Genomic DNA, 11,954 nt, shown 5'->3' on the forward strand with positions numbered 1-11,954 from the left:
TGGCTGCGTAATTGAGCCATGTCGGTGTGCCTGGAAATGCTTTGATAATTTCGCTTTTACAACACTTCCTTTAAGAACATTCCTGTATATGATTCGCTTACCATGGCTACTTCTTCAGGAGTCCCCCATGCGACTACAGTTCCTCCGTCACGCCCCGGACCCGGACCAATATCGATGATGTGATCTGCCGTTTTAATGACATCCATGTTATGCTCGATGACTAACACGGTATGACCTAAATCCACCAAGCGATTGATACACTGTAACAATTTTTGAATATCTGCGACATGCAGCCCTGTCGTTGGTTCATCTAATATATAAATATTGCTTGCACCCTTTTTGATTTTTGATAGTTCAGCCGCAAGCTTCACACGCTGAGCTTCCCCTCCTGAAATGGTGGATGATGATTGCCCTAATCGCAAATAACCTAACCCTAATTCGCTCATAACCACTAATTTATGATGAATGTAAGGCACCGACTTAAAAAACTCGATTGCTTCATCAATCGAAAGCTGTAATACTTCTGAAATCGACTTTCCATTATACGTAATTTCCAGGATTTCTTCTTTATAACGGGAGCCTTGGCATGAGGGGCACGTGACTACGACATCGGGCATAAATTGTAGCTCTGTAGTTAACAATCCTATTCCATTACATTCATCACATCTTCCGCTTCCCGTTTGAGTAAAGCTAAAGTCAAATGGCGTAACCCCCGCCTCTTGTCCTTGGTCTGTCTCAGAGAAGAGCTGCCTGATACGATCAAAAATCCCCATGTATGTAGCCGGACTTGAGTTTACCGTTCGGCCGATCGGTAATTGATCGATATGTATGCAGTGATTCACATGCTGAATCCCTTCAATAGAATCATGTTCTCCCGGGATAATATGAGGATTTACAATAGAATGTAATTTTTTATATAAAATTTCATGGACCAACGTACTCTTACCCGAGCCTGATACACCGGTTACACACACAAACATTCCTAACGGAATTTCGACATTGATATTTTTTAAATTGTTATCCCTTGCCCCATTAATGCGTAGACTTGTTCCATTCCATGTTCGTCTGTTAGCGGGACGATCGATCCGCCGATGACCCGAAATAAATTGCCCTGTAATGGACTCGGCATGATGAGAAATCACCCCGGCATTTCCTTGTGCCACAATACGCCCACCATGAATGCCCGGTCCTGGGCCAATCTCAATAATATGGTCAGCTTCTTTGATCGTTTCCAAGTCATGTTCCACTACAATGATAGTATTGCCAATGTTTTTAAGACGTTTAAGCATTTTGATTATTTTAGAGTTATCTCTGGGATGCAGGCCGATACTTGGTTCATCCATAATATAGAGCATGCCAATGAGACCGATCCCGACCTGTGTTGCCAGGCGAATTCGTTGGCATTCTCCGCCAGATAAAGAATCCGACCGCCGGTTTAACGATAAATAACCTAAGCCAATGTCATTTAGCATTTCGATACGCTTGGCTATTTCTTCAAGAATGGATGATGCTACATCACGTTTCTCAACTGGGAGTTCTATTTGTCTAAAGATCTGTTGCAATTCCTCCAAGGGGAGCTCGCCTAATTCATGAATGGAAAGGTCTTTAAGCTTCACTAGCAAACGTTGTGGTTTGAGACAGGTTCCTAAGCAGTCTGGACAACGCTGCTGCACCATATGCTTTTTGAAAATCATTTCCTGTACAGAGCCGTTTACTTTGCTTCTCCGTGACTGAGCATACTGTTGATCCAATTGTGTCAGAATTCCAGGGAATGCAACATAATCCCCAGCATTGTTATGAGCAGTCTTCGCACCCGGAGGATGGAGTAATTGAAAGGATTCACCCTTTGTACCATAGAAAATAAGCTCCTTCGTTGCCCGGGGTAAATCCTTAAACGGAGTGTCCAAGCTAAAGCCAAAATGAACAGACATACTATATAACAGCATGTATTTGTATGGATGCTTCACGCTAAGTAATGTATTAGTAAGAGCGCCCTCGTTAATACTCTTCTTGTCATTATCTACTGCCAACACTTCTTCTGCTTTGAGATAGATCCCCATTCCTCCACAGCTAGGACAGCAGCTTGCGGGATCATTAGGCGAAAAATATTTAGGCTCCAGATCTCCAATCGTAATATGGTGTTCCGCACAGGCAAACCCTTCATAAAATAATTGCTTTTGTTTCTCGGGTAAAACTGATTGTTCTAACTCCAGCTTAATGAAGCCCTCACCGAGCTGAAGAGCCTCCTTGATTTTGGCGATTAGCTGCTTGTTGTAATCTTGCTTAGCATACACTCTATCTACTATGACTTCGATTTGGTATTCTTGCCCATCATGGAGCACTAGACCCACCAAACTACCTGTATCGTGGAGTTCACCCTCTATTTTGACCTTACGATATCCCTGCTTTCTTAATACATCGAATAAATACGAGTACTTCTCATTATAAATTTTGGATACCGGCGCTAATAGAGTAACTTCTGTTCCAGAAGGCAATGCTTGAATCCGTTCTGCAATTTGATTAGCGCTTCGAAGAGAGATTCGCTGCGTACAATGTGGACACTGGGCTACCCCCATCGTACTGTACAATAATCGTATATAATTCGAAAGGTCTGTCATCGTTCCCACTGTAGACCTTGGATTGAATTGGCCTTTCTTTTGTTCCATGGCAACAACAGGTGATAATCCATGGACATAATCTACTTTAGGTTTATTCACTTGAGACAAATACCGTTTGGCATGGGTGGATAAAGTATCTAAAAACAAGCGTTGCCCTTCCCCATAAATAACATTAAATGCAAGAGAAGATTTCCCCGAACCACTAACACCGGTGATTACCGTTAATTGATCTCTGGGAATCTCGACATCTATATTTTTAAGGTTGTTTTCTCTAGCCCCTTTTACCACAATATGATTGTTCATATTATTCCTCCTTGAACGAGAACATATGCTGGCTCATCTACTTCGACCCTGCTCCGGCTGGTTAAGCGAATAGAATGTGGAACTCTTGTAATCATGTTCAGGTCAGATAACCATTCACAGGCTTCGAGAAAATGCGGAATACTGACATCTGTACGTTTAAGCAATTGTTCATGAATATAGGATACGGGTTGGGGCATTCCTGTTTCCTGTAGAAACTGTAAGATGGGATGGAAAAATAGAGTATTATGCTTAACAAGAAATTCATAGATGGTCTCCATGACAGAGGTTACCTGGGCTTCATCCGGTAATGCCCGGATAAATCGAGTATATAGAACATCAAATAGTTCAGGTTCAAGCTCCTTCGCTTGAAGGACTACTTTTTGTAAAGGGACTTTACCGTTCATGATTACGACAAGATGAGCAATATTATCAATGAGGTCACCCATCTTATAGTAGCCGTATGAAAAATCCTTTAAAACCGTGAGTGTTTTTAGTGTTTTATAATAACCGGCAACCGCATTTATTCCATAAATAGCCAACTGTAAAGCTATGTCATTATCCCCCATCTCCTGGATGTCAGAAAAATAAGTCTCCATACTGGGGTCTGTAGTATACAAAAGCCTGCTTTGGTGAATTAAAGAGTGAAAATCATCGCCTTGTACAAGGCTTTGAAGCTTCTTCTTGAAATTCATTCTGGAGAAAACCAGCGCATTGATAATAATGCCATGTTCTAAAAAACTGCGAAAATCAAATGCAGTCTTCTCATCATTGACCACAAGTATCAAATCAATATCTGACCTCTTCCAAAGGGTACCGCTGACATAACTGCCATAAGCAATGGCTGCTACAATGGCTTTGTCCATCTTGAGTTTGGCAACGAACTGACCTAATGCAATATCGAAGTTCTTTTTTGAAGACAATTCTTTTATTGCTCTTCTATGCAATTCTGACTGGATTACTGGATAAGTTAGTTCTCTTGGCAACTCTTCCAAGAAACATATCTCGCCTATTTCACTTTCAGGCATTAAATCTCCTAGTTCTGTAACCTCAGAATAATATAACCCCCCGAAAGTTTCCTCACTATTGTCATTTGTAACAGAATAAATTAATAATGGAGCTATATTAAACGTAAGGGCTCCGGTTTCTTCATAAAGTTCACGACGAGCTGTCTCATGAATATCTTCATTTATTTCTCTTCTCCCACCTGGAATTTCCCAAGTATTCCGTTCTTTATGTTTTACATAGATGGATTTATTTTGGTACCTAGCGAAAATCACAGCATATTTCAACCGAGAATCATCTATTGTATTCAAATCATAAAACTTAACTTGCATACAGTAGCACCGCCTATAATATTTTTAGCTTCATCTACGACTCTATTTGATCGCTGCTCTGATCCAGTTACATATTCTGGTTAATCGACAAGCATGAAAACCATTATATTTTGTTGGGAACATTATGTAAATGATGTTAATCCCTTCAATCAACACAAAGTTAATATTTAGTTATTTAATAAGATAATAATGCTGAGCGTGTTACTTCTGTCCACAAAAAAAGCCCCCGACGCTAACGCGTCAGGGGCTACTTCATTTAGTAAAGGGTAATGTATTGATCTCTTTCCCATTGGTGTACTTGCGTACGGTAGATATCCCACTCGATTTCTTTCAGCTCGTAGAAGTGAGCCAGCGCATGCTCGCCGAGTGCTTCGGTGATCACTTGGCTGCGAATGAGTTCGCCCAATGCTTCTTTCAGGTCAGATGGCAAGCTAGGGATGCCTTCTTCAATGCGCTCTTCTTCGGACATCACATAGATGTTACGGTCGATTGGAGCTGGAAGCTCAAGCTGACGCTTGATGCCATCAAGGCCTGCCTTCAACATTACAGCAAGTGCAAGGTAAGGGTTAGCGGCAGGGTCCGGGTTACGAACCTCTACGCGTGTGCTGAGACCTCTCGAAGCCGGGATACGGATCATCGGGCTACGGTTACTTGCAGACCATGCCACGTAACAAGGAGCTTCATAACCAGGAACCAGACGTTTGTAAGAGTTCACTGTCGGGTTAGTGATTGCGGCAAAAGCACGTGCGTGCTTCAGGATACCTGCCATGTAATGACGTGCAGTTTTGCTGAGGCCCAGCGTATCGCTTTCGTCATAGAACATGTTCTCGTTGCCATTGAACAACGATTGGTGAGCGTGCATACCGGAACCGTTCATTCCGAACAGCGGCTTCGGCATAAAGGTAGCATGCAGACCATGTTGACGGGCAACAGTCTTAACTACCAGCTTGAAGGTTTGAATTTGGTCAGCCGCTTTGATCGCGTCTGCGTATTTGAAGTCAATCTCATGCTGGCCGGAAGCCACTTCGTGGTGGGAAGCTTCGATCTCAAAGCCCATTTCTTCCAGAGTCAATACGATTTCACGACGGCAGTTTTCGCCAAGGTCCATAGGTGCCAAGTCGAAGTATCCGCCATGGTCGTTAAGCTCCATTGTCGGGTTACCCTTTTCATCTGTCTTGAACAAGAAGAATTCCGGTTCTGGACCAACGTTCATGGAAGTGAAGCCAAGTTCTTCTGCTTCCTTCAGACAGCGTTTGAGGATACCACGTGGGTCACCTGCAAATGGAGTACCATCTGGCATGTAGACATCACAGATCAGACGCGCTACACGGCTATCAGTTACCCAAGGGAAGATTACCCAAGTGCTGAGGTCAGGATACAGATACATGTCAGACTCTTCGATACGTACATAACCTTCGATGGAAGAACCATCGAACATCATTTTATTGTCCAGTGCTTTTTCCAATTGGCTTACAGGAATCTCAACGTTTTTGATAGTACCCAGCAAATCGGTGAACTGAAGACGAATGAAACGAACATTTTCTTCTTTGGAAATACGCAGAATATCTTCTTTAGTAAAGCTCACAATAACCTCTCCTTTTCACGTATCTATATATTATTTATTGAAAAACCGGGATAACTCACCTTGAATGAGAGATACTTGTCCCGGTCTTTTTCCGGAAACGAGTTCTTGCTTCAACAAGCGGTGAAGCTGGGAATCGGACAACTCTCTTCGTTTAACCTCTGTATCAGGGGTGATCACCGTCGCCTCTTCGGATTCCTTGGATACAGGATTCATCACCTGTTTGATCCCGGCGATATTAACACCCTTCTCAATCAAAGCCTTGATCTCCAGCAAACGTTCTACATCGTTAAAAGAGAATAGACGCTGGTTACCGGAAGTACGCGCTGGTACGATCAGGCTGTGCTGCTCATAATAGCGAATCTGCCTTGCCGATAAATCGGTTAGCTTCATTACAATTCCTATAGGAAATAATGCCATATTTCTGCGGATTTCATCACCCATGACTCATCCAACCTTCCAATGATCTTTTTCTAATTATCATTGTACATTCCCTAATCCAGCGCGTCAATAGTATGTTAGATAAACTTACAACAATTCGCGATCCTTCATACCTTGGAGAGCCATCAATACGCCATATTTCACATGAGAGTAGGTCAAGCCACCTTGCATATAGCCAATATATGGCGCTCTGATCGGCGCATCGGCCGATAATTCCAGACTGCCGCCTTGAATGAACGTACCTGCCGCCATAATGACAGGATGTTCGTACCCCGGCATATCCCATGGCTCTGGAACCACATGGCTGTCTACAGCCGCAGCGCGCTGAATACCTTGAACAAAGGCAATCAGATGCTCCGGTCCGTCAAAAGCCACGGCCTGGATAAGATCTGTACGAGGTTCATTCCACGCAGGTTTTGTCTTGAAACCACAGCGGGCAAAGACAGAAGCTGCGAAAATACTACCTTTAACTGCTTGTCCCACCGTATGAGGCGCGAGGAACAGACCTTGATACAGGCCGCGAGTGGTTCCCAGCATCGCTCCCACCTCACCGCCGATGCCCGGCGCAGTCAGCCGGTATGCGGCTAGCTCCACGAGATGGCTGCGACCGCAAATATAGCCCCCAGTCTCGGCAATGCCGCCTCCAGGATTTTTAATAAGCGAACCGGCAATGAGGTCTGCACCGACCTGTGTCGGCTCCAGTTCCTCTGTGAATTCACCATAGCAATTGTCCACAAAAACAATGACATCCGGCTTCAGCTCCTTCACTTTTCGCACCATCTCTCCGATCTGAGACACCGTGAATGATGAGCGCCAGTCATAACCGCGTGAACGCTGAATGCCGATGACTTTGGTATTGTCATTGATGGACAGTGCCACCTTATCCCAGTCTACCCCGCCCTCAGGGGTCAATGCAACTTCACCGTAACCAATACCAAAGTCCGCAAGGGAACCTGTTCCGTCACCGGTTTTGCCGATAACCTTATGTAAGGTATCATATGGGGTTCCTGTGATATAGAGCAGCTCATCCCCCGGTCGCAACACACCAAATAGAGCCGTGGAAATGGTATGTGTACCAGAAGCAAAATGAGGGCGCACCAGCGCTGCCTCCGCACCGAATACATCCGCATAAACAAGATCCAGCACCTCACGGCCCCGGTCATTATAAGCATAGCCAGTAGAACCGGCAAAATGGTAATCACTAACTTGATGACGCTGAAACGCCTCAATGATTTTCCATTGGTTTTTGTCCACAATCCGTTCTAGGTTCTTTACTGCACTTTCGATCTCAAGCTCTGCGGCTTCTGCCGCCTGTAGAATATCCTCTGCAAATACTGCCATGTTTCTCTGCTCTCTCCTTACATTTACTTGCCATTAAAATAACAGGAAGCGACAGTTGCCTGACGCTTTCCTGAGCAATGCATAAATTCATTTTACTTCGGGTCCACAAAATCAGCCAGCATGTAACCCCATTTTTCATAATCTTCTTTATTCAGCCGAACCGTGTATAGTATATCATTCTCATCAAAATCCTGCTCCAACACCTCACCGACCCGGTACAGCACGGAGGTCAGATCTCCCCGTTCCCCAGGAATGCGGAAGGTCAGTGTATCTCCGGCCAGTTCATCGGCAATCACTTGCGTGATGTGGGCCAAATCCTCAGGGTTAAACGCACTGATCTTCAAATATCCATCACCCGACGGCAGCATTTCGAGCTGTCCCGGTTCACAAATATCGGATTTGTTGAACAGCACGATCTGCGGTTTGCCTGCTGCGCCAAGATCTTGCAAAATGCTTTGCACGACATCCATCTGCTCTTCCCGCATCGGTGAAGAAGCATCCACTACATGCAGCACCAGATTGGCTTCATTCACTTCCTCCAGCGTCGCTCGGAAAGAAGCAACGAGATCATGGGGCAGGTTCTGGATGAAACCAACTGTGTCAGTAAGCACTACATCCTTGCCACCAGGTAGTTGAAGAACCCGGGAAGTGGGATCAAGCGTGGCGAACAGCTGGTTTTCGATATAAACATCCGCGTCGGTGAGCTGCTTCAACAGCGTGGACTTTCCAGCGTTTGTATACCCCACCAATGCCACTTGCACGGCTCCGCTCTTCCGGCGGCGTTCACGGTGCAGCTCGCGTGTCTTGACAACCTCATCCAGCTGGCGTTTCAGTTCGGTAATCCGGTCGCGGATATGCCGACGGTCGGTCTCAAGCTTGCTTTCCCCCGGTCCTCTCGTCCCGATACCACCGCCCAGTCTCGACAGGTTTTTGCCATGCCCGGATAGACGGGGTAGCAAGTACGACAACTGAGCCAGCTCCACCTGGATAATCCCTTCTCGCGTCTTCGCCCGGCCAGCAAAAATATCCAGAATCAACTGGGTCCGGTCAATGATTTTGAGATCCAGTGCTTCCTCCAGATTGCGGACTTGAGCGCCCGACAACTCTTGGTCGAAGATAGCGGTGTTAGCCCCTAGGCCGTCTGCCGCCATACGCAGCTCCTCCACCTTACCTTTACCGATGAACCATCTGGGATCAGGAGTTTCCTTGTTCTGACGAAGCACATCCAGCACCTCGACTCCAGCTGTCTCCGCTAATTGAACCAGTTCCTGCAGGGATAGCTCTGGGTCAACGCCTGTGCGCTTGATTTTGTCCGTAACGAGACTGACCAGGATCGCCCGGTCTTGTACTTCCGTTGTTGTGTTATGTGTTACGATTGCCATGTATGCATACTCCTTATGCCCGTTTCGGTATTCCTGTCCGCTCACTCAGGCCCTACAGCTTAAAGTCCTCTGTTCGCAGTGTCATTAGCTCCTGCTTGCCGGGACTATTGTTCTCATACTGGTACAAGAGCCTTTCAGCCTAGCTGCGGACCGCTTTTTCGATTGCATTGCGCACATATCTCGCATTACTGAACGCATGAAGACTTTCCGTCTTCTCCAGCAGCAGATGCTGCTTTAGTTTGAGTATCGCCTGCGGCATCAAAATATAATCGCGTTCTTTAGCCATCAGCCCCGCGATTTCAAGCAGCTGATCGGTGGTATAGTCGGGAAACTCGACCTGAATCGGGAACCGGGAAGGAAGTCCTGGATTGCTCATCAGAAAATAATCGATCTCGCTGGAATATCCGGCTAAAATGAGGATAAATTGTCCACGTTGATCTTACATGGACTTAGCTATGGATTAGTTTTTATTATGTAATATTCATTTATCCTCTAATTCTTTTAGCGATTTGATTATACTCGTTGCATACATTTCTGTATAGCGCGCACCTTCTCCTTCTTTTTCATCTATTAATCTCTGCAGCGACTTTCATTTAGTGTTTATTTCTTTTATTTATTTATATATTTTTCCATTTCCTTCTCATGTCGTATTCACAGTGAGCATATTTACTGTTTATCCGTTCGTCATATTTACCCTGCTTATAAGCTACAAAGTACAGATTATCTCGAACAGTTTTAAAAAATTTTGACCAAAACAACCAAATAATAAATCGATTCATATATCTCTTAAAATTCACTATGTTTTCCTCACCCTTTCAATGAGCTTTATAATTGGCGAAAACAATACCTCTTTGGTTTAGATTTAGATTTCTTCCTAATAAAAAAAGCACAAGCTATTTCACTTGTACTCATTATATAATTATGTTTATATATGTATTTTATCTTTAATTTCATATCCTTTCGATTAGTGTTAAATTTCATAAGCTGAATTTCACCGCAGGCAATTCTAACTGTATTGTATGTCCTTGAAAGAGTCTGCGCTCCTATTTTTTTTATACATTTCGCTTACACACATATTAAATACCCCGAAAAAATCTTTCCCTGCATCATTAACAACATATGCTTCTCCATTCAAAAAGTCGGCCGGGTTGTCATTGTAAAGCATCCTCTCTACTTTATATATCTTCCCTACTGTTATGTTACCTCCCTTGTAAAGCTCTTTTATGATTTTGATGTATTCTGCCTCTTCCTCTGTTTTAGCAAGAGTTAAGTTGCTTATGTCATCGTAAGAATTTTGCATGTTAATATCTCCTTTTAATTATTCAACTTTTTACCTCTTTCACTTTACGAAACGAACGTTTTATTAATCAATTTCTTCGCCAATTTTTTGTTCCACATAGTCCAACACATCATTAGTTTTATCTCTTAGTTCCAGTAAATCACTATAGGTGTGTTCATCATTTGTAAGATCATCAAGAAGTTGTTTATAGATTTCTAAATTAATAGGAAACATAGCTTTTCACTTCCTTTGATTTATTTAATGAATCTCTGCTTTCAGTTTTGATAATGAAATCAATAATATCCACTGCCTTTTGAAAATCGTAGTTAACTACCTTATAGTCAAATTTCTTATTTCTAAATTTAATTCCATCTGTTGTTACTTTCGCGAGAATTTTATCAAAGTTATCTCCACGTTCTTGCATTCTTCTCAGTCTTGTTTTCTTATCTACTTTGATATAGATAGTTACAAATTCTATGTCCTCAATGTTTCTCTTTAAGTCCTCAATTCCATCGGGATCAACCGCATATATATCTGCTTCGTACATTTGCTCTTTTGTGTTAAAGTAATGATTGCCCTCAAATAGACTGTAGGCAACAATATCATTATTCTTTTTGAAGTTTTCATATTCTTTTATCGTTGTAAACATATGGCCCCACTCATCCTCAGAACATGGCTGTCGTGTCGTATATGGCTGTAATACATTGTATCCATAATCCTCTAACCTTTTAGCAATCTTTGTTTTACCTGCCCCGGAATAGGCCATTAACAGAAACACTTTTTTCATTTTTTCTTTTTCTCCCCCATCTTTAAAACCTTTACTTTGACATTGTGTTTCCGACCAAAATTTCTGGCCCTTTGTAAGTCCTCAATGAACAGGTCTAGTTTATAACCTTTAATAGCTCTCCCAGTATCTTCAACGATACGCTCGCCAACCCCATCTATATACAGAACGGTGCCATAAGGAAATAGATTTATATCTGCCGATACTGTACGTCCCTCTTTAGTCAATTTTCCACTTGAAGTTATGCCGTAGTCCTTATTCCCTTTCGTCTTGCCCGTAGACTCTTTCCCGTTCGTATAGGCAGATATTTCAAAGGACAACCACATTTCTTCATTTTTCATTCGTTTCTTTTCTGGTTTTACTTTAGTCTCTTTAACAAATTGCTGCTGTTTCAATATATTCTTTAAGGTACCTTGCTTATTATGTAATTCTTTTTTTAAAAACTCTTCTTTTATATCTGTATTCACATCTTGGTTAATAGCATATGTGTTCTTAATTTCTCTAATGATTTGCAAACTATCTGGCTGTTGAAAGCTTGGAGTTGGTTGCACGAATAATAGAGATAGAAGTAATCCTTCTAGCATCTGAGCCTCCTTATATTTAGATAATTCCACACTTCTATCGTGAGGTTTTTTATTTTATGTATAAGAGTTCAACCTTTAGTATATTCCTTTGTTTTATTGATACCGCCTGCTCATCATTTAATTTGCAAATGGGTTGCTACTGCACAGATTCTCTGTATTTGCACCACTAGTTTCAAAAGAGTTATCATTTGTTATTGCTACTAAAGATAATATGTATTTTATTAAAATAATTATATTTATTTTTATTTTAAAAAATATTACAACCTTTACTTCTACAACATCTATCACAGATAAAAAATTATAAAT

At 42.6% G+C, this 11,954-nt stretch carries 11 protein-coding genes and 1 pseudogene; all 12 read right to left on the bottom strand.

Annotated elements, in window-relative coordinates:
- Nucleotides 1-56 precede the first annotated feature (56 nt).
- Nucleotides 57-2,921, bottom strand: a complete 2,865-nt coding sequence (gene uvrA, locus ACFORK_RS24315; RefSeq protein ID WP_379203940.1) for an excinuclease ABC subunit UvrA — start codon at nucleotides 2,919-2,921, stop codon at nucleotides 57-59.
- Nucleotides 2,918-4,255, bottom strand: coding sequence for an NUDIX domain-containing protein (locus ACFORK_RS24320; protein WP_379203942.1), 1,338 nt, complete (start codon nucleotides 4,253-4,255; stop codon nucleotides 2,918-2,920). The genes uvrA and ACFORK_RS24320 overlap by 4 nt, the downstream gene beginning before the upstream one ends.
- A 256-nt stretch (nucleotides 4,256-4,511) precedes the next feature.
- Nucleotides 4,512-5,840: a type I glutamate--ammonia ligase gene (glnA, locus tag ACFORK_RS24325; protein WP_379203944.1), complete on the bottom strand. Its 1,329-nt coding sequence runs from the start codon at nucleotides 5,838-5,840 to the stop codon at nucleotides 4,512-4,514.
- A gap of 30 nt (nucleotides 5,841-5,870) precedes the next feature.
- A complete protein-coding gene (locus ACFORK_RS24330) occupies nucleotides 5,871-6,281 on the bottom strand; it encodes a MerR family transcriptional regulator (protein ID WP_066361713.1) in 411 nt (136 codons plus the stop codon).
- Between the two features lie 84 nt (nucleotides 6,282-6,365).
- Entirely contained in the window at nucleotides 6,366-7,619 is a 1,254-nt protein-coding gene (locus ACFORK_RS24335; RefSeq protein ID WP_379203947.1) for a methionine gamma-lyase family protein, read from the bottom strand.
- 92 nt (nucleotides 7,620-7,711) lie between these two features.
- Nucleotides 7,712-9,001, bottom strand: coding sequence for a GTPase HflX (gene hflX, locus ACFORK_RS24340; protein ID WP_379203949.1), 1,290 nt, complete (start codon nucleotides 8,999-9,001; stop codon nucleotides 7,712-7,714).
- A gap of 52 nt (nucleotides 9,002-9,053) precedes the next feature.
- Nucleotides 9,054-9,440: pseudogene (locus tag ACFORK_RS24345) on the bottom strand (AAA family ATPase); the annotation flags it as partial.
- Between the two features lie 567 nt (nucleotides 9,441-10,007).
- The gene (locus tag ACFORK_RS24350; protein WP_379203951.1) at nucleotides 10,008-10,301 is read right to left on the bottom strand and encodes a hypothetical protein; all 294 of its coding nucleotides are present in this window, start codon (nucleotides 10,299-10,301) and stop codon (nucleotides 10,008-10,010) included.
- A gap of 63 nt (nucleotides 10,302-10,364) precedes the next feature.
- Nucleotides 10,365-10,514: a hypothetical protein gene (locus ACFORK_RS24355; RefSeq protein ID WP_379203953.1), complete on the bottom strand. Its 150-nt coding sequence runs from the start codon at nucleotides 10,512-10,514 to the stop codon at nucleotides 10,365-10,367.
- A complete protein-coding gene (locus tag ACFORK_RS24360) occupies nucleotides 10,501-11,067 on the bottom strand; it encodes an AAA family ATPase (protein ID WP_379203955.1) in 567 nt (188 codons plus the stop codon). The genes ACFORK_RS24355 and ACFORK_RS24360 overlap by 14 nt, the downstream gene beginning before the upstream one ends.
- Nucleotides 11,064-11,648 carry a 3D domain-containing protein gene (locus ACFORK_RS24365; protein WP_379203957.1) on the bottom strand — a complete coding sequence of 195 codons (585 nt, stop codon included), beginning with the start codon at nucleotides 11,646-11,648 and terminating at the stop codon, nucleotides 11,064-11,066. The genes ACFORK_RS24360 and ACFORK_RS24365 overlap by 4 nt, the downstream gene beginning before the upstream one ends.
- Nucleotides 11,649-11,765: 117 nt before the next feature.
- The coding region (locus ACFORK_RS24370; RefSeq protein WP_379203959.1) for a hypothetical protein at nucleotides 11,766-11,954 on the bottom strand (189 nt) is incomplete at its 5' end.

This window comes from Paenibacillus sp. GCM10012306 (assembly GCF_042649265.1).
GTDB lineage: Bacteria > Bacillota > Bacilli > Paenibacillales > Paenibacillaceae > Paenibacillus_AQ.